15 protein-coding genes are annotated in these 18,863 nt (G+C 62.0%); 10 read left to right on the top strand and 5 right to left on the bottom strand.

Annotated features, from left to right (window positions below; translation table 11 throughout):
• Positions 1–256: 256 nt before the first annotated feature.
• On the bottom strand, positions 257–1,339 hold the full coding sequence (locus PspCFBP13528_RS26755) for a sensor domain-containing diguanylate cyclase (protein ID WP_137201864.1): 1,083 nt from the start codon (positions 1,337–1,339) through the stop codon (positions 257–259).
• 269 nt (positions 1,340–1,608) lie between these two features.
• On the opposite strand from PspCFBP13528_RS26755, the gene PspCFBP13528_RS26750 reads away from it, so the two are divergent.
• The 4 genes from PspCFBP13528_RS26750 to PspCFBP13528_RS26735 all read left to right on the top strand — a co-directional run bounded on the left by PspCFBP13528_RS26750 (position 1,609) and on the right by PspCFBP13528_RS26735 (position 8,992).
• Positions 1,609–2,901, top strand: a complete 1,293-nt coding sequence (locus tag PspCFBP13528_RS26750) for an MFS transporter (RefSeq protein ID WP_101220482.1) — start codon at positions 1,609–1,611, stop codon at positions 2,899–2,901.
• Between the two features lie 242 nt (positions 2,902–3,143).
• On the top strand, positions 3,144–4,385 hold the full coding sequence (gene mexE, locus PspCFBP13528_RS26745) for a multidrug efflux RND transporter periplasmic adaptor subunit MexE (RefSeq protein WP_065950882.1): 1,242 nt from the start codon (positions 3,144–3,146) through the stop codon (positions 4,383–4,385).
• Positions 4,386–4,400: 15 nt separating this feature from the next.
• Complete coding sequence (locus PspCFBP13528_RS26740; RefSeq protein WP_065950784.1) at positions 4,401–7,580, top strand: efflux RND transporter permease subunit; 3,180 nt, start codon at positions 4,401–4,403, stop codon at positions 7,578–7,580.
• Positions 7,577–8,992, top strand: coding sequence for a TolC family protein (locus tag PspCFBP13528_RS26735; RefSeq protein WP_137201863.1), 1,416 nt, complete (start codon positions 7,577–7,579; stop codon positions 8,990–8,992). Before PspCFBP13528_RS26740 ends, PspCFBP13528_RS26735 begins: the two co-directional genes overlap by 4 nt.
• Positions 8,993–9,074: 82 nt before the next feature.
• Here PspCFBP13528_RS26735 and PspCFBP13528_RS26730 read toward each other — a convergent pair whose 3' ends face one another.
• The gene (locus tag PspCFBP13528_RS26730) at positions 9,075–10,088 is read right to left on the bottom strand and encodes an AraC family transcriptional regulator (protein WP_137201862.1); all 1,014 of its coding nucleotides are present in this window, start codon (positions 10,086–10,088) and stop codon (positions 9,075–9,077) included.
• A gap of 168 nt (positions 10,089–10,256) precedes the next feature.
• Here PspCFBP13528_RS26730 and efeU point away from each other — a divergent pair, with 168 nt between their 5' ends.
• From efeU to efeO (PspCFBP13528_RS26710), 4 genes are read left to right on the top strand one after another with little or no spacing between them, the layout of a single operon-like run.
• A complete protein-coding gene (gene efeU / locus PspCFBP13528_RS26725; RefSeq protein ID WP_137201861.1) occupies positions 10,257–11,102 on the top strand; it encodes an iron uptake transporter permease EfeU in 846 nt (281 codons plus the stop codon).
• 10 nt (positions 11,103–11,112) lie between these two features.
• A complete protein-coding gene (gene efeO, locus PspCFBP13528_RS26720) occupies positions 11,113–12,315 on the top strand; it encodes an iron uptake system protein EfeO (protein ID WP_065950788.1) in 1,203 nt (400 codons plus the stop codon).
• 13 nt (positions 12,316–12,328) lie between these two features.
• Positions 12,329–13,633: an iron uptake transporter deferrochelatase/peroxidase subunit gene (gene efeB, locus PspCFBP13528_RS26715; protein WP_137201860.1), complete on the top strand. Its 1,305-nt coding sequence runs from the start codon at positions 12,329–12,331 to the stop codon at positions 13,631–13,633.
• Positions 13,634–13,659: 26 nt separating this feature from the next.
• On the top strand, positions 13,660–14,478 hold the full coding sequence (gene efeO / locus PspCFBP13528_RS26710; RefSeq protein ID WP_065950790.1) for an iron uptake system protein EfeO: 819 nt from the start codon (positions 13,660–13,662) through the stop codon (positions 14,476–14,478).
• A gap of 82 nt (positions 14,479–14,560) precedes the next feature.
• On the opposite strand, the gene pssA is transcribed toward efeO (PspCFBP13528_RS26710), so the two are convergent.
• The gene (pssA, locus tag PspCFBP13528_RS26705) at positions 14,561–15,904 is read right to left on the bottom strand and encodes a CDP-diacylglycerol--serine O-phosphatidyltransferase (RefSeq protein WP_101220476.1); all 1,344 of its coding nucleotides are present in this window, start codon (positions 15,902–15,904) and stop codon (positions 14,561–14,563) included.
• A 123-nt stretch (positions 15,905–16,027) separates the two neighbouring features.
• On the opposite strand from pssA, the gene PspCFBP13528_RS26700 reads away from it, so the two are divergent.
• Entirely contained in the window at positions 16,028–16,591 is a 564-nt protein-coding gene (locus tag PspCFBP13528_RS26700) for a TetR/AcrR family transcriptional regulator (protein WP_137201859.1), read from the top strand.
• A gap of 54 nt (positions 16,592–16,645) precedes the next feature.
• Positions 16,646–17,125: a nuclear transport factor 2 family protein gene (locus PspCFBP13528_RS26695; RefSeq protein WP_137201858.1), complete on the top strand. Its 480-nt coding sequence runs from the start codon at positions 16,646–16,648 to the stop codon at positions 17,123–17,125.
• Positions 17,126–17,260: 135 nt separating this feature from the next.
• Here PspCFBP13528_RS26695 and PspCFBP13528_RS26690 read toward each other — a convergent pair whose 3' ends face one another.
• Positions 17,261–18,418 (bottom strand): PQQ-dependent sugar dehydrogenase, encoded by a 1,158-nt coding sequence (locus PspCFBP13528_RS26690; RefSeq protein ID WP_101220473.1) that lies wholly within the window; start codon positions 18,416–18,418, stop codon positions 17,261–17,263.
• 11 nt (positions 18,419–18,429) lie between these two features.
• Positions 18,430–18,744 carry a hypothetical protein gene (locus PspCFBP13528_RS26685; protein WP_065950795.1) on the bottom strand — a complete coding sequence of 105 codons (315 nt, stop codon included), beginning with the start codon at positions 18,742–18,744 and terminating at the stop codon, positions 18,430–18,432.
• Between the last annotated feature and the right edge of the window lie 119 nt (positions 18,745–18,863).

The raw sequence follows: 18,863 nt of genomic DNA, 5'->3' as shown, positions 1-18,863 counted from the left end.
TTTTTGGTTACTTTTGGGGCTCTTTTCCAAAAGTGACCCGCTGTAAAAGCGGAACCCATAGCAGCCGTTACCGCAGAAACGGATATGTACTCGGTCTGATCCAACATCCTGGCCAATCCTGAGGCCGCCATCGGGGGCAAGCCCCCTCCCACATTTGGATGCGGAGCATCAGGTCGATACGCGTTAGCTGTCCGACTGTCACGGGAGCAAGCTCCCTCGCCACAAGCTCGGCGTCACGCCAACGTTGTGTAGATACCTATGCCTTGATAGCCGAAACACACCGCATCGGACAAAACGCCAAACGGTTACCACCGGCCTTTTTCGACAGGTACATCGCCTGATCCGCCTTGCTGATCAGCCCATCGACCTGCGCCCCATGCTCCGGGTAAAACGCCACGCCGATACTCGCGGCAATCTCCACCGTCTGCGTGCCAATCAGAATCGGCGCGTTGGCGGCCTGCAACATTCGCTGGAGCAAAGGCTCGCTGTCTTCCGCTGCCTGCAAACCCACCAGTCCCGCCACAAACTCATCGCCACCGAGCCGCGCCAATGTGTCGCCTTCGCGCAACGTCGCGTTGATCCGCGCCGCGACAATCTGCAACACCCGATCGCCCCAATCATGGCCGTAACTGTCGTTAAGCGCCTTGAACCCATCAAGGTCAATAAACGCGATCGCCACTTTCTGCTGCTCAATGCGCGCCTTGCCCAGTGCCTGGCGCATCCGCTCGGCCAACAGCAACCGATTGGGCAACTGGGTGAGCGCGTCATACCGGGCATCACGTTCCAGCAACTGCAGGCGCTGCTTCATCTGCGTCATGTCGCTGAACAGCGCCACGTAGTGCTGAACATTCCCGTGACGGTCATGCACCGCGCTGACGCTGATTCGCGAAGTCATCTGCCGTCCATCCCTGTGGCTGCTCTGGATCTCACCGGACCAGTGCCCGTGGAAATCCAGTGCGTTCTTCATCGGCGCATAAAACGTCGCCAGCCGACGCACCATGCGATGGGAATTCAACGCTCGCCCCAGCACCTCGTCCCGCCCGTAGCCGGTGAGCCGGCTGAAGGCCTCGTTCACGGCGATGACGCGGCCGAACGGGTCGACCAGGATGATCCCGTCGCGGGCATGGCTGAACACGGTGGCGGCCAGCTCCGGGCACAGGGTACTGAGGCGACGGTCGAGTGCGGCCTCGTCACGGGTGGCCGGACAGGCTGTGGAGTCGAAGCCTCGCATGGCCAGGTGAGTGACAAGTACAGAGAGCGACTTATGCAGTCGGGTCAGTGCCTTCGTAGCGAGCGCGCAGTTAAGGCAGTGGCTACGGATGAAGGTGCGCAGGTTCATGGCGGGACGCGGTGCTCGTTGCTGCGGTGGAGTTGAGTGCAGCGATTATCAAGGCGCAGGCCCGCCAGGGTCTTTGCTCGACCGGACGGGAGCTTTGCGGGAGAGGATGGATGGAAAAAATTTTCTTGCGCTTTATGTGGTCGACCCTATTACACCTGCGACCTAACGTCGCAGCAGACAGCGCTTGGAAAATCACGCGCAGGCCGTAGAATCCCGCGCTCGTTTGCAGGCGACCGCCTGTTTCGCCGTTCGATTTTCCAGAGGTCTTTATGTCTGCGCGTTTGCTGGCCATGGCGCTGGCGCCCTTGCTGGGGCTGTTCATTGTTGCGCTGGGCAACGGCTTTCTTTCCTCCCTGACCACCCTTCGACTCGACGCGGCCGGCGCATCGGCCACGATGATCGGGATCGTGTCATCGGCCTACTTCATCGGCCTGACGCTCGGCGCCGTCTTCAATGACCGGCTGATTCTGCGCATCGGCCATATCCGCGCCTACGGCAGCTTTGCCTCGTTGATCGCGGTGACCATCCTGCTGCAGGGCTTGTTCTACGACAGCTGGGGCTGGTTCGCGCTGCGCCTGGTCAACGGCTGGGCCACGGTCGGGGTCTTTCTGGTGATCGAAAGCTGGCTGCTGCTGGCCGGCGATGCCAAGATTCGCGGGCGCTTGCTCGCGCTGTACATGATTGTGCTGTATGGCGCCGGCGTGCTGGGCCAGGCGGCGCTGGGCAGAATCGCCGGCCTGAGCGACAGCGCGCCGTTCATGGTGGCCGGCATGCTCGCTTCGTTGTCGGTATTGCCAATTGTGATCCTGCCACGGGTCTCGCCCCTGCTGGATCAGGTTGAACCGCTCAAACCACGACAACTGCTGGGCGTGACGCCGACCGGGCTGGTCGGGTGTTTCGGCTCGGGGGTCAGCATCGCGGCGGTTTACACCTTGCTGCCGCTGTACCTGCAGCGCGCCGGCCTGAACGTGGGCGAAGTCGGCAGCATGATGGCCTGGACGATCCTCGGCGCCATGCTCCTGCAATACCCGGTCGGACGCTGGTCCGACCACAAGGATCGCTTGCAGGTGCTGACCATTCTGGCGGTGGCATGCAGCGTATTGTCACTGCTGATCGTCCTGCTGCCCTTGTCGTCGATGCTGCTGGCGGTGCTGTTGTTCCTGCTCGGCGGCGCGGTGTTCGCGCTGTACCCGGTCGCCGTCAGCCATGCCGCCGACCGCGCCCCCGCCGACGCGTTGGTGCCGATGATCCAGGGGCTGTTGCTGATCAACTCGCTGGGCTCGGCCATCAGCCCGATGATGATTTCGCCGGTGATGAATTCGTTCGGCGCCAACGGCCTGTTCTGGGTATTTGCGCTGGTGAACCTGTGCATGGTCACCTTCTTCCTGTGGCGACGCGGCAAGCGCCCCGTGCCGGCCAATCCCGCGCCGTTTGCGGCAGCGGCAACGTTCTCGCCGACGGGCGCCGAGCTGCGAGTCACCGAGGACTTGCGCCAGGCGGTGCAGGAGCACCCACCCATGGTCGATGCGTTGAGCGGAGAGCCCGCTCAGTCTCAGCCGTAAAAGTCACCTAGTTGTCCCGGCCTGCGAGGCTGGGACAATACCGGTGAGTTCAAACACGCCAGCAACAACAGTATTTGCCATCAATCACATTGATAGCTCCCTAACTAAAACTGCACACTAGGGGGCTGTCCCCGGCGCTTATATCATTCCGAATGATAGTTACCTTTGCTTCATTCGATTCGTGACATACCGCCTCCCCGCGCATGATCCGCCCATCTCAAATACATTGGCGGATGCACCTCATGGAACAGTCACTCAAACATTTGCGCTTGCCCCTGGCGATATTGGCCGTGGTGGTGATGAGCGCGTGCGGCAAGACCCCGGAACAAGCGGCCGCCATGCCTGCTGCCAAAGTCAGCGTGGCCAAGGTGCTGGAACAGCCGGTCAACGAGTGGGATGAATTCACCGGGCGCCTGGAAGCTCCGGAAACCGTACAGATTCGTCCGCGGGTTTCTGGCCAGATTGACCAAGTCGCTTTCACCGAAGGCGCTTTGGTCAAGAAAGGCGACCTGCTGTTCCAGATCGATCCGCGCCCGTTCCAGGCCGAAGTGCGCCGCCTTGAAGCTCAGCTTGCGCAGACCAAGGCCGCGGCCACCCGCAGTGAAAACGAAGCACAACGCGGCGAACGCCTGCGCCAGAGCAATGCGATCTCCGCCGAACTCGCCGACTCGCGCGCCACTGCGGCCCAGGAAGCCCGCGCCGCGATGGCCGGGATCCAGGCGCAGTTGGACCTGGCCAAGTTGAACCTGAGCTTTACCCGCGTCACCTCGCCCATCAGCGGCCGCGTCAGCCGTGCCGAGATCACCGCCGGTAACCTGGTCACCGCCGACACCACCGCGCTGACCAGTGTGGTCTCCACCGACAAGGTCTACGCCTACTTCGATGCCGATGAGCGTGTGTTCCTCAAGTACACCGAGCTGGCCCGCCAAGGCCGTCGCGGCGCGACCACGCCGGTGTACCTGGGCCTGTCGAATGAAACCGGCAACCCGCACCTGGGCCAGATGAACTTCGTCGACAACCAGGTCAACCCGGCCACCGGCACCATCCGCGGACGTGCAGTGTTCGATAACAGCAAGGGCGAATACACCCCTGGCCTGTATGCGCGCCTGAAGCTGGTGGGCAGCGGCACCTACTCCGCCGTGCTGATCAACGACGAAGCCGTGGGCACCGACCTGGGCAAGAAGTTCGTACTGGTGATGGAAGGCGACAAGCCGGCCTATCGCGCCGTGGAACTGGGCCCGAAGATCGAAGGCTTGCGCATCGTGCGCAGCGGCTTGAACAAGGACGACACCATTATCGTCAAGGGCCTGCAGCGCGTGCGCCCGGGCTCACCGGTGGCGCCGGAAACCATTCCGATGGCCAGCCAGGAAACCCTCGCCGCCCTGGCCCAACAACGACAAGCGCTTGAAGCCAGCAACCTGGAGCAAGTGGCGCCGGACAAAACCGCGCCCAAGCTTGCCAGCAGCGCGACTCCACGCGGTTAAGGGATACGACTCAAGATGAATTTTTCCAAGTTCTTCATTTCGCGGCCGATCTTCGCAGCGGTGCTGTCGCTGTTGATCCTGATCGCAGGCGCAATCTCGCTGTTCCAGCTGCCGATCAGTGAATACCCGGAAGTGGTGCCGCCGACCGTCGTGGTACGCGCCAACTTCCCGGGTGCGAACCCCAAAGTCATCGGCGAAACCGTGGCGGCTCCGCTGGAGCAAGCCATTACAGGCGTCGAGAACATGCTGTACATGTCCTCGCAGTCGACCGCCGACGGCAAGCTGACCCTGACCATCACCTTCGCCCTGGGCACCGACCTGGACAATGCGCAGGTGCAGGTGCAAAACCGGGTGACGCGCACTCAACCAAAACTGCCTGAGGAAGTGACACGCATCGGCATCACCGTGGACAAGGCCTCTCCCGACCTGACCATGGTGGTGCACTTGACCTCCCCGGATCAGCGTTACGACATGCTGTACCTGTCCAACTACGCCATCCTCAATATCAAGGATGAGCTGGCCCGCCTGGGCGGCGTCGGCGACGTGCAGCTGTTCGGCATGGGCGACTATTCCCTGCGCGTGTGGCTCGACCCGAACAAGACCGCCTCACGCAACCTGACCGCGACCGATGTGGTCACGGCGATTCGCGAGCAGAACCGTCAGGTGGCCGCCGGTGCCCTGGGCGCCCAGCCTGCGCCGAGTGACACCAGCTTCCAGCTGTCGGTTAACACCCAAGGCCGCCTGGTCACCGAGGAAGAGTTCGAGAACATTGTGATTCGCGCCGGTGCCAACGGTGAAATCACACGGCTCAAGGACATCGCCCGGGTCGAGTTGGGCTCCAGCCAATATGCGCTGCGCTCGCTGATCGATAACCAGCCGGCCGTGGCGATTCCGATTTTCCAGCGTCCCGGCTCCAACGCCATCGACATCTCCAACGATGTACGCGCAAAAATGGCCGAGCTGAAAAAGAGCTTCCCGGCGGGCATGGATTACCGCATCGCCTATGACCCGACCATCTTTGTGCGCGGCTCCATCGAAGCGGTGGTGCATACCCTGTTCGAAGCACTGATTCTGGTGGTGCTGGTGGTGATCCTGTTCCTGCAGACCTGGCGCGCTTCGATCATTCCCCTGGTGGCGGTCCCGGTCTCCTTGATCGGTACGTTTGCGGTGATGCACCTGTTCGGCTTCTCGCTCAACGCGCTGTCCTTGTTCGGCCTGGTACTGGCCATCGGCATCGTGGTGGACGACGCCATCGTGGTGGTGGAGAACGTCGAGCGTAATATCGAGCTGGGCCTGGAGCCGTTCCCGGCCACTGAAAAGGCCATGAGCGAAGTGACCGGCCCGATCATCGCCACGGCGCTGGTGCTGTGCGCGGTGTTCATCCCGGCCGCCTTCATCAGCGGCTTGACCGGACAGTTCTACAAACAGTTCGCCTTGACCATTGCAATCTCGACGGTGATCTCGGCGTTCAACTCGCTGACGCTGTCCCCTGCCCTGGCTGCCGTGCTGCTGCGTGCCCACGACGCGCCGAAGGACCGTTTCTCCAGGTTCCTCGACAAGGTCTTCGGCGGCTGGTTGTTCCGTCCGTTCAACCGCTTCTTCGAAAAGGCCAGCCATGGCTACGTGGGGACCGTACGCCGGGTGATTCGCGGCAGCGGCATTGCCCTGTTCGTGTACGCCGGCCTGATGGTGCTGACGTTCTTCGGGTTTGCCCATACCCCGACCGGTTTCGTACCGGCCCAGGACAAGCAATACCTGGTGGCCTTCGCCCAACTGCCCGACGCCGCGAGCCTGGATCGCACCGAAAGCGTGATGAAGCGCATGTCGGAGATCGCCCTGAAACAACCTGGCGTGGAAGCCGCGATTGCCTTCCCCGGCCTGTCGATCAACGGCTTCACCAACAGCCCGAACAGCGGCATCGTGTTCGTGACCTTGAAGCCTTTCGACGAACGTAAGGACGCGAGCATGTCTGCCGGTGCGATTGCCGGTGCACTGAACGGTCAATACGCCAATATCGAAGAAGCCTACATGGCGATCTTCCCGCCGCCACCGGTACAAGGCCTGGGCACCATCGGCGGGTTCCGCCTGCAGATCGAAGACCGTGGCAACCTCGGCTATGACGAGCTGTACAAAGAAGTGCAGAACGTCATCGCCAAGAGCCACAACGTGCCCGAGCTGTTCGGCCTGTTCACCAGCTACACGGTGAACGTGCCACAAGTCGACGCGGCCATCGACCGTGAAAAGGCCAAGACCCATGGCGTGGCGATCAGCGACATCTTCGACACCCTGCAGGTCTACCTGGGCTCGTTGTATGCCAACGACTTCAACCGCTTCGGACGGACCTATCAGGTCAACGTGCAGGCCGAGCAGCAGTTCCGCCAGGACGCCGACCAGATCGGCCAGTTGAAAGTGCGCAACAACAAAGGCGAGATGATCCCGCTGGCAACCTTCATCAAGGTCAGCGACACCTCAGGTCCCGATCGCGTGATGCACTACAACGGCTTTATCACCGCTGAAATCAACGGCAACGCCGCACCGGGCTATAGCTCCGGCCAGGCCCAGATAGCCATTGAAAAGCTGTTGAAAGATGAACTGCCCAACGGCATGACCTATGAGTGGACCGACCTGACCTATCAGCAAATCCTCTCGGGCAATACCGCGCTGTTCGTGTTCCCGCTCTGCGTGCTGCTGGCGTTCCTGGTACTGGCCGCCCAATACGAAAGCTGGAGCCTGCCGCTGGCGGTGATCCTGATCGTACCGATGACGCTGCTGTCGGCCATCACCGGAGTGATTCTCTCGGGCAGCGACAACAACATCTTTACCCAGATCGGCCTGATCGTACTGGTGGGCCTGGCCTGCAAGAACGCGATCCTGATCGTCGAGTTTGCCAAGGATAAACAGCAGGAAGGCCTCGACCCACTGGCTGCGGTACTGGAAGCCTGCCGCCTGCGTCTGCGGCCGATCCTGATGACCTCGTTCGCGTTCATCATGGGCGTGGTGCCGCTGGTGCTGTCCAGCGGTGCCGGTGCCGAGATGCGGCATGCCATGGGCGTGGCGGTGTTCTCCGGGATGATCGGGGTGACCTTCTTCGGTCTGTTGCTGACGCCAGTGTTCTACGTACTGATCCGGCGCTATGTGGAGCGCCAGGAAGCGCGCAAAGCGGCCAAGGCCCTGAAGCTGGAGACACAGCAATGAGTGTGAAAATATTCCTGCCGAGCCTGCTGGTACTGGCGCTCGCCGCCTGTGCCGTAGGCCCGGACTACAAGACCCAACAGCTGGAGGCGGCCAATATCACGGCCGCCGCCGACAGCAAAAGCTACGACCACGCCAAATACGAAGGTATCTGGTGGCAGCAGTTCGAAGACCCGACACTTAACCAGCTGGTGACCCAGTCATTGAGCGGCAACCGTGATTTACGCGTAGCGTTTGCCCGCCTGCGGGCGGCACGTGCGATTCGTGATGACGCGGCCAATGACGTCATGCCGGTGGTCACCTCCCGCGCCAGCAGTGAAGTGGGCAAAGGCCAGATTCCGGGCCAGACCACCAGGCGTGTCAACAGCGAGCGCTACGACCTGGGCCTGGACATGGCCTGGGAGGTCGACCTGTTCGGGCGCATCCGCCGTAACCTGGAAGCCAGCGACGCCGACCAACAAGTGGCCGAAGCCGACCTGTACCAACTGCAAGTCACCATGATTGCCGAACTGGTGGATGCCTACGGCCAACTGCGCGGTGCACAGCTGCGTGAGCGCATCGCCCTGGACAACCTGAAGAACCAGCAGGATTCGCGCAGCATCACCGTGAGCCTGCGCGATGCCGGTGTGGGTGATCAGCTTGACGTGGAACGTGCCGATGCGCGCCTGGCGGCGGTAGAAGCCAGCGTGCCGCAACTGCAGGCCGAGCAAGTGCGCGAGCGTAACCGCATCGCCACCCTCCTCGGCGAGCGCCCGGACAAACTGAGTGTGGACCTGAGCCCCAAAAACCTGCCGGCGATTGCCAAGGCATTACCGATTGGCGATCCGGGGCAACTGCTGCAACGCCGCCCGGACATCCTCAGCGCCGAACGCAAACTGGCCGCCGCCACCGCGCGGATCGGCGTGGCCAAGGCCGACCTGTTCCCACGGGTCAGCCTCAGTGGCTTCCTCGGCTTTACCGCCGGGCGCGGCTCGCAGATCGGTTCGGCCGCAGCGAATGCCTGGTCCCTGGGCCCAAGCATTACCTGGGCCGCGTTCGACCTGGGCAGCGTGCGCGCACGCTTGCGCGGTGCGAATGCCGAGGCCGATGGCGCCTTGGCAACCTATGAACAGCAAGTGCTGCTGGCACTGGAGGAATCCGAAAACGCCTTCAGCGACTACGGCAAGCGCCAGCAACGCCTGGTCTCGCTGATCCGCCAAAGCGAATCCAGCCGCGCCGCCGCCGACCTCGCAGCGATCCGCTACCGCGAAGGCACCGTCGACTTCCTGGTACTGCTCGACGCCCAGCGCGAACGCCTGGCCGCCGAAGACGCCCAGGCCCAGGCCGAAGTGGACCTGTATCGCGGGATAGTCGCGATCTACAAGGCGCTGGGGGGTGGCTGGCAGCCGGATACGGTGGTCGCTACCGCCAAGTGATGTAAAGAGCTCCTTTGGTTGGTCGCATCCAGCCAATTTTTAGCCCTGCGATCCATTCGGTCGCGGGGCTTTTTTTTGCCTATCAGCTCTGATCATTCAGGATCAAACTCCGGTAATGCCCCGGATTCGACCCGCTCCATTTACGAAACGCCTTATAGAACGAACTCGCATCGGCAAACCCCAACCGCTCGGCAATCTGGGCAAAGCTGATCTGCGGCTCTGCCAGCCATACAATCGCCAGTTCCTTGCGCACGCTGTCCTTGAGGCCCTGGTAGGTCTGCCCTTCTTCCGCCAGGCGTCGGCGCAGGGTGGACGCGGAAATACATAGCGTGCCGGCAAGGCCCTCCGTTTCCGGCCAGGTATCGGGAGGCATCTGCCGAAGGTCGTGCTTGATGCGCGTGGCGAGGCTTTCGGGATCGCGGTATTTGACCAGGATGTTAGCCGGCGCATGGGCGAGAAAACGTTGGAGCTCCTGCGGGCTGCGCTTGATCGGCAGGTCCAGGCACTCGGCGGAAAAGATCATGCGGGTACGGGGTCGATCAAAGCGCAGGTTGTCGGAAAACATCACCTGGTAATCGTCACAGAAGTCCGGCTGTGCGCAACGCAGCTCAATGGCCAGGATCGGGATGCGACGCCCCGCCAGCCAGCACGCAACGCCGTGGACGATCATCCAATAAGTGAAATACGTGAACGCACGCGTGGGCTCATCGGGTTCGAGCAGGACGATTTCCGCCAGGCTCTGTTGGCGAACCAACTGGGCCGGCATGTGCTCCAGCATCAACGACAGAAACCCCAGGCCGGTTTCAAGGCCCGCCGCCAGGCTCGGTTGCGCCATGGCGGCGCGACACAGAAACGCCAGGCTACCGGATTTGAGTGTGCGCGGGTCCATGCCAAAAAACTCGTCATCCCTGCGCCGCGCCAGCAAACGCCAAAGGCGCGCATAGGCCGTGGCCGGGACACGAGCATTGGGCTGCTCAAGCAACGCAGGATCAATCCCGACTTTGCTCAATGCCTCGACAGTGGCCGCACCAGGCGCACAGCTTTGCAGCAAGGCTTCGCGCACGAGGTGGATGGAGATGGTGTCTTTTTCCGACATGGGATGTTGAGTTATCCGACTTCAAACCAGGTGGCCTGCATCATAAGGGCGGTTGCGCTTCGCCACCACCGTTCAGCCCAGGTTCAGCAAAGGTCAATATTTCTTGTTTAGCAATGAGTATCATTATGTTACAACTTAGCTTCCTATCTAGTTACGCCGTGGTGCCCGATGCTCGTTCCTTTTTTAATCATGCTGCGCGAAGGCATTGAGGCGGCGTTGATCGTTGGCATCATCGCCAGTTACCTGCAACAGACCGGGCGCGGCCAGTGGATGCCCGCCGTGTGGATCGGTGTATTTCTCGCCGCTGCGCTGGCCTTGCTGGTGGGCGGTGGGCTGGAACTGGTCAGCGCCGAATTTCCGCAGAAACAGCAGGAATTGTTCGAGGGCATCGTCGGGCTGGTCGCGGTGGGCATCCTCAGTTCCATGGTGTTCTGGATGCGCAAGGTGGCGCGCTCCATCAAACATTCGCTGCATGAGTCCCTTGACCATGCCTTGGCCGGTTCCAGGCATCAAGTGTTTGCGCTGATCGCCATGGTGTTCTTCGCCGTGGCCCGCGAAGGCCTGGAAACGGTGTTCTTTCTGCTCGCCGTGTTCCAGCAGAGCGAAGGCCCCGGCGCGCCGACGGGCGCGCTGCTCGGCCTGATCCTCGCGATTGTCGTGGGCTTTCTGATCTATTCCGGCAGCATGCGCCTGAACCTCGGCGCGTTTTTCCGCTGGACCGGGCTGTTCATTCTCGTGGTGGCGGCCGGCATTCTCGCCAACTCGGTGCAGGCCCTGCATGAAGCGGGCGTGTGGAATCACCTGCAAACCGTGCTGTTCGATTTCAGCGCCGCGCTGCCGATGGACAGCCCGCTGGGCTCAGTGCTGGCCGGTATGTTCGGGTATCAGGAAGCACCGACGGTCAGCACGCTCGGTGCCTATCTGATTTACCTGGTGGTGGCCCTGGTGATGTTCTTCCTGCCCTCGCCTTCCGCCAAGTCAGTTACCCACCCTTCTTCCGTCTCCAGCCAGTAAGGACCGCCCCTTGTCCAACCCAACCCCTCAACCGGCTGCGCCATCCCGCGCGCTGCGCTGGGCCCTGGCCGGCTCGGTGGTCGTGATGATCGCCGCCGGTGGCCTGTTTTATTACGCCTCGCAGTTGGCCGCCGGCAAGCGCCAGGCCAACCACAATGAAATCGCGGTGACCATCCACGGCCATGCCTGCGAGCCCAACGCACTGACGGTGCCGGCCGGGCGTGCGAGCTTTCGCATCATCAACCGCTCCGATCGCGCGGTGGAATGGGAAATCCTCGACGGCGTGCTGGTCGTCGAAGAGCGGGAAAATATTGCCCCAGGCTTGAGCCAGGTGATCAACGCCAACCTGCTGCCCGGCGACTACGCCATCACCTGCGGCCTGCTGAGTAACCCACGCGGTACCTTGCATGTGACGCCCACCGCTGAGTCCGACGCCCAGGCCAGGGCCAAGCCGTCGATGGTGGCATTTATCGGGCCGCTGTCGGAGTTTCGCGTGTACCTGAGCAGCCAGGGCAGTGCGCTGGTCAAGGCTGTGACGGCGTTGCAGCAGGCAATCGATGCCGGCGACCTCACCCAGGCCCAGGCTTTGTACGTACCGGCCCGCGAAGCCTACCAACGCCTGGCGCCGGCCTCGCAACGCCTGGCCGAGCTGGACAACGCGATCAACGCCCGCGCCGACTACTTCGAAAAGCGCGAGCAGGACCCGGCCTTCAGCGGCTTCCACCGCCTGGAATACAGCCTGTTTCAGCAGCGCAGCCTCGATGGCCTGGCGCCCATTGCGCAGCGTTTGGTCAACGACGTCACCACGCTCAAGCAACAGCTGCTCGCACAATCCCTGCCGCCGGAGCAACTGGTGAGCATTGTGGTGCGCAACCTCAACAGCCTGGCAGATGTGCGCGCCGCCAGCGGTGAAGAGGAACGCTACAGCCATATCGACCTCAACGGTTTCGCCGCCAACCTGCAGGTGGCGCACAAAGTGGTCGACCTGATGCGCCCACTGTTGACCCAGTCGGCGGCGGATCTGCTGCCGACCATCGACAGCGCACTGGCGCAATTGGACGCCGAACTTGCCGGTTTCAAAGTCGGCAGCCGCTACAGCACGTACGACAGCGTCACGGCCGATCAGCGCAAGCAGATCGCCGACAAGGCCAAGGCACTGGCCGCCGCACTCGATGGAATCGACCCCGCCCTCGGCCTTTCCGGCCTGCAGTGAGACGAACGCAGACATGAGTGATTCACAACAATTCAACCTTCAGCGTCGCCGAGTCCTGTTGGGCATGGCCGCCACCGGCGCAGCCATCGCCGGCAGCACCTTGACCTGCCCGGCCATGGCTGCGGCCACCGAACAAGTCACCACCGCGCCGCGCAGCGACAAGACCCAGGACCACCACGCATTCTTTGGCCAGCATCAGAGCGGTATCGTCACCCCGCGCCCGGCCTGCGGCATGGTGGTGGCCTTCGATGTGCTGGCCAGCGACCGGGAAGACCTGGAACGTCTGTTCCGTACCTTGAACGAGCGCATCGCGTTCCTGATGAGCGGCGGCACCGTGCCGCAGGTCGACCCCAAACTGCCGCCCACCGACTCCGGCATCCTCGGCCCGGTGGTAACGCCGGATAACCTGACCATCACGGTTTCGGTCGGCGAGTCGTTGTTCGATGAGCGCTTCGGCCTCGGTGCAGCCAAACCCAAGCGCCTGATTCGCATGGTCGGCTTTCCCAACGATGCGCTGGAACCGGCACAGTGCCACGGCGACCTGAGCCTGCAGTTCAGCTCCAATACGCCAGACACCAATATCCACGCCCTGCGCGACATCGTGAAAAACCTGCCGGACCTGTTGCTGGTGCGCTGGAAACAGGAAGGCAGCGTACCGCCCCAGGCGCCGGCCAAAGCCGGTGAACCTGCGCAAAGTGCGCGCAATTTCCTGGGTTTTCGTGATGGTTCGGCCAACCCCGACTCCAACGACGCCAAGGCCATGGACCGCATCGTCTGGGTCCAGCCCGGCAGTGACGAACCCGCCTGGGCCGCCCATGGCAGCTACCAGGCGGTGCGCATCATCCGCAACTTCGTCGAGCGCTGGGACCGTACCCCGCTGCAGGAACAGGAAAGCATCATTGGCCGGGTCAAACCCACCGGCGCGCCGATGGGGGGCGACAAGGAATCCCAGGTGCCCGATTACAGCAAGGACCCGGAAGGCAAGGTGACCAAGCTCGATGCCCACATCCGCCTGGCCAATCCGCGCACCCCAGAGACCCAGGCCAACCTGATCCTGCGCCGGCCGTTCAACTATTCCAACGGCGTGAATAAAAACGGTCAGCTGGACATGGGGCTGCTGTTCATCTGCTACCAGGCTGACCTGGAGAAAGGCTTTATCAGCGTGCAAACCCGGCTCAACGGTGAGCCCCTGGAGGAATACCTCAAGCCGGTCGGCGGCGGCTATTTCTTTACCCTGCCGGGCGTCACGGGCGCTGAGGATTTCATCGGGCGCACGCTGCTCGCGGCAACGCCCCTTCAAACTACTGCCAAAACCTGAAACAAACTCAGAGCGGATACCGTCCCATGAAAAAGTCGACCCTCGCGTTGTCGTTGCTGATCACCCTTTCGCCACTGGCCGCCTTCGCCGCCACGGCGCCACTGGACCTGGTAGGGCCGGTGTCCGACTACAAGATCTACGTCACCGAAGAGATCGGTGAACTGGTCACCCAGACCCAGGCCTTCACCGCCGCCGTGAAACAAGGCGACCTAGCCACCGCCAGGAAACTCTATGCGCCGACCCGTGTGCACTACGAGTCCATCGAGCCGATCGCCGAGCTGTTCAGCGACCTCGACGCCTCCATCGACTCACGTGTCGATGACCACGAAAAAGGCGTGAAGGCCGACGACTTCACCGGCTTTCACCGCATCGAATACAGCCTGTTTTCCGAGAACACCACCCAGGGCCTCGACGCGCTCACCGACAAGCTCAACAGCGACGTGCTGGACCTGAAAACCCGCGTGGACGGCCTGACCTTCCCACCGGAAAAAGTCGTCGGCGGTGCGGCAGCGCTGCTTGAAGAAGTGGCCGCCACCAAGATTTCCGGCGAAGAAGACCGCTACAGCCACACCGACCTGTATGACTTCCAGGGCAATATCGACGGTGCGAAGAAGATCGTCGACCTGTTCCGTGGCCAGATCGCCAAGCAAGACAAGGCATTCCTGGCCAAGGTCGACAAGAACTTTGCCACCGTGGACAAAATCCTCGCCAAGTACAAGACCCCGGACGGCGGGTTCGAGACCTACGACAAGGTGAAAGACAACGACCGCAAAGCCCTGGTGGGCCCGGTTAACACCCTGGCCGAAGACCTGTCGATGCTGCGCGGCAAGTTGGGCCTGAACTGATTGGGCCTGAGCCAAGCCGACCGCGCAAAAAAACACCCAGGCCCCGTCGGGAGCCTGGGTGTTTTTTTATGGGCCGGGTGAGTTACAGAATCCGGTACAGCAACCGCTCGATACGCACCCTGCTCACCCGCCGCAGGAACTTGCCCACCGCCGCCGGGTAATCCACCAGCGTCTGCAATTGCTGGTAACCGGCAATGCGCGTGGCGTGCTGGAAAATATGCGCCAGCTCCTGCGCTCGCGGCGCCAGCCATTCGCCCTTGGGGTCGTCGATCAGCAAGGCGTTTTCCAGGTCGAGTCGGAAAGCCCTGGGGTTGAGGTTGTTGCCGGTCAGCAAGGTGTAGCGCTCGTCGACCCACATGCCCTTGAGGTGGTAGCTGTGGTCACCGTCGCGCCACAGGTGCAGGTTCAACTGGCCGCTGTCGATCATCGGCTGGTGGCGCTTGGCAAAGCGACGCAGGCTGATCTCATACAGATAAGGCAGCGCTGCGATCACCTTGAAAGGTTCGCTGGGCGGAATGTAGAAGTCGTTGGCGGTCTTGTCGCCGACGATGATGTCGATCTTCACGCCGCGCGCCAGGGCCCGGTTGATCTCCCGAGTCACCGGCAGCGGCAGGTTGAAATACGGCGTGCAGATCGTCAGTTGCTGCTGGGCGCTGGCGATCAGTTCCAGGATCACCCGGCTGAGCGGGTTGTTCTTGCCGACACCGAGCAGCGGGCTGACCTGCAAGTGCCCGTTGGGCAACTGCCCGGCACTGGTGTCATACGTCGCATGCTTGAGCCGGCTGCGCAGGTCACCGATATCGTTGCGCAGGCTGCGGGTGGTGGGCGGGTTGGGCAGGTCGAGGCGGTGCACCGCCTTGGACGCCACCAGGCCATGCTCCACCAGATGTTGCATGGAATCGGCCAGCGGCTGGCTGTGGATCAGGTGATAGCGGTCGAAGCGGTACTTGTCGAACTTGTGCAGGTACACGTTGTTCAAGCTGGCGCCGCTGTACAACACCGTGTCATCGATCACAAAGCCCTTGAGGTGCAATACGCCGAACAATTCGCGGGTTTGCACCGGCACGCCGTACACCGGCACTTCACTGGCATGGCTCTGGGTCATGGCCTGGTACCAGGCGCTGTTGCCCGGCTGCTTGCCGGCGCCAATCAGCCCACGCTGGGCGCGCAACCAGTCGACCATCACCACGATGTCCAGCTCCGGCCGTGCCGCCTTCGCGGCGTGCAGTGCGTCGTAGATCTCCTGCCCCGCTTCATCCTGCTGCAAGTACAACGCAACGATGTAAATGCGCCGGGTGGCCTGCGCAATGTTCTCCAGCAGGCAACGCCGATAGGCATCGGCGCCGGACAGCACCTCGATGGCATCGATGGACACCGGGAAACCGCGCAGTTTAGGCAACAGGGAGCGTTTGAAGAACGACGGCATAAGGCTCGCAGAGGTCGAATCCGAAGAGGCCCAAAGCTTACACCATGAGGATGCTCAGGTCTCGTCAGCGCGAACCGAAAAAGCCCCTTGACCAAGAAGAACGATCGTTCTACTGTTCCAGCCATGAACGATATGACCTCTAACGAAACACGCGATATCATTCTCGACGTTACCGAGAAGCTGATTTATCGCCATGGCATCGCGGCCACCGGTGTGGACTTGCTGGTGAAAACTGCCGGTGTCTCGAGAAAAAGCATCTATCGCTATTTCGCCAACAAGGATGAGCTGGTGATTGCCGCCCTGCAGCGCCGCGACGAACGCTGGATGCACTGGCTGCGCACGCAAGTGGAGCGCAGCGACGACAGTGGCGAGCGCCTGCTGGCGCTGTTCAGCGCGCTGAAAAGCTGGTTCGGCTCGGCGGATTTCCGCGGCTGCGCCTTTATCAATACCAGTGGCGAGACCGGCAATGCGCAAGACCCGGTACGCCTGCTGGCCAAGGCCCACAAACAAAAACTGTTCGAGTACGCACTCGAGCTGTGTCACGCACATGGCACCCCCGACCCGGAGCGGCAGGCCGCGCAACTGCTGATCCTGATCGATGGCGCCATTACCGTTGCCCTGGTGATGGGCGATTCAACGGCCGCCGATAATGCGCAGGATATGGCGCGAACGTTATTGGCACTTTGAACCGCACGCTTTTGGCAACTTTCGATCCGCTCTACTGTTTTCAGGAGTTGCTCTATGTCCACTGACGCAGAAGTACGCCCGCCATTGCCGCCCTTTACCCGCGAATCGGCCATCGAAAAAGTGCGCCTGGCCGAAGACGGCTGGAATTGCCGCGACCCGCACCGGGTTTCACTGGCGTATACGCTGGACACCCGATGGCGCAACCGCGCCGAATTCGCCCACAACCGCGAAGAAGCCAAGGCTTTTCTCACGCGCAAATGGGCCAGGGAACTGGACTATCGACTGATCAAGGAGTTATGGGCGTTTACCGACAATCGCATTGCCGTGCGCTATGCCTACGAATGGCACGATGACTCCGGCCACTGGTTTCGCTCGTACGGTAACGAGAATTGGGAGTTCGATGAGAACGGCCTGATGGCCAACCGTTTTGCATGCATCAACGATCTGCCGATCAAGGAAAGCGAGCGCAAGTTCCACTGGCCGTTGGGGCGGCGTCCGGATGATCATCCGGGTTTGTCCGAGCTGGGCCTGTAACCTGTGGGAGGGGGCTTGCCCCCGATGAGGACCGGTCAGTGAGTCCATCAGTGACTGATACACCGCCATCGGGGGCAAGCCCCCTCCCACATTTGGATCTCGGAACGTCAGCTATATCTGCCTAGTCCTGATTGCCTAGTCCTGATCCAGCCCGACGCGATACAGCACGCCATCATCTTCATCCGTCAGCACATACAGATACCCATCCGGCCCCTGCCGCACATCGCGAATGCGCGCTTTCAAATCACCCAGCAAACGCTCCTCATGGACAACCTTGTCACCGTCGAACTGCAACCGGATCAGCTCCTGGCTGGCCAATGCGCCGATAAACAGGTTGTGCTGCCAGGCCTTGAAGCGGTCGGCGTCGTAGAACGCCATGCCACTGATCCCCGGCGATTTCTCCCACACATGGTGCGGCGCCACGGTGCCTTCGACGGTCTTGCCCTTGGCCTCGGGAATCGGCGTCAGGGAGTAGTTGATGCCATGCGTGGCCAACGGCCAACCGTAGTTCTTGCCGCGCTCGATGATGTTGATTTCATCCCCGCCACGTGGCCCGTGTTCGTTTTCCCAGATCGTCCCGCTCCACGGATTCAGCGCCAGGCCCTGCGGGTTGCGCTGGCCGTAGGACCAGATTTCGGGGCGTACCCCGGGCTGGCCGACAAACGGGTTGTCGTCGGGCACGCGACCGTCCGGGTAGATGCGCACGACCTTACCTTGCAGCTTGTCCAGGTCCTGTGCGGTGGGCCGGTCGTTGTTTTCGCCCAGGGTCACGAACAGGTAGCCGTCACGGTCAAACGCCAGGCGCGAGCCAAAGTGATTGCCGGTGGACAGCTTGGGCTCCTGGCGCAGGATCACCGTAAAGTCCTTCAAGCCACTCAAGTCATCGGCCAGGCGCCCTCGCCCTACGGCGGTCCCGGCCTGGCCATCCTTACCGCCCCCTTCGGCGTAGGACAGGTAGACCAGACGGTCTTGCTTGAAGTCGGGCGACAGCACCACGTCAAGCAAACCGCCCTGCCCCTTGGCCCACACCTGCGGCACGCCCGTCAACGGCGCGGAAAGCTTGCCGTCCTGGCTGACAAAACGCAGCTGGCCGGGAAGCTCGGTCACCAGGAAGCCTTGCCTGTCCGGCAGGAAAGCGACCGCCCAGGGATGATGCAGGCCCTTGGCGACCGGCGTCGCTGTGATGCTGCCTTGCTCACTGGGAAACTGTCGGACCTCGGCGGCATGGACTGCGGCCAATGGCAGCAGCGTAGTTGCGCACAGGGCGGCTAGCAGGGTTTTGCGTAGAAACATAAGACGGATCCTTACCGGCGATTGCCGTTGGCATCATAGGTGGGCGCTTGGGTCTCGGTGGTCGGGCGACTGGGCGCGGTGTCGCGCTTGGGATAGCTATTGCCGATCCCGCCGTTTTGCACCGTAGGCCGAGGGTTGCTCGGGGCGGTCTGGATACCGCGAACGGCCGGCGCATTGGGCTGGGTGCCCTGCATGCTGTTGGGGTTGGCCCGATGAATGGGGCTGTTGTTGGAATCGTATTGGCCCGGCAAGTTTTGCGCCAGCGCTACGGGGGCCAGGATGAGCCCCAATGCCAGCACTGCCAGATAACGCATACAACTGTTCATGACCCTGCCTCTCTCTGTCGAGTAGTGCTATGTCGAGTAGTGCTCGTGCTTTCGATAACACGCTACCCCAGGGGTTCGGCTGGGGACATCAAATTGTTTCTCATCACGTGTAACAGGAT

This window comes from Pseudomonas sp. CFBP13528 (assembly GCF_005233615.1).
GTDB lineage: Bacteria > Pseudomonadota > Gammaproteobacteria > Pseudomonadales > Pseudomonadaceae > Aquipseudomonas > Aquipseudomonas fluorescens_AM.
Note: the sequence above shows the minus strand (reverse complement) of the source record. Positions and strands in the feature narration are given on the sequence as shown.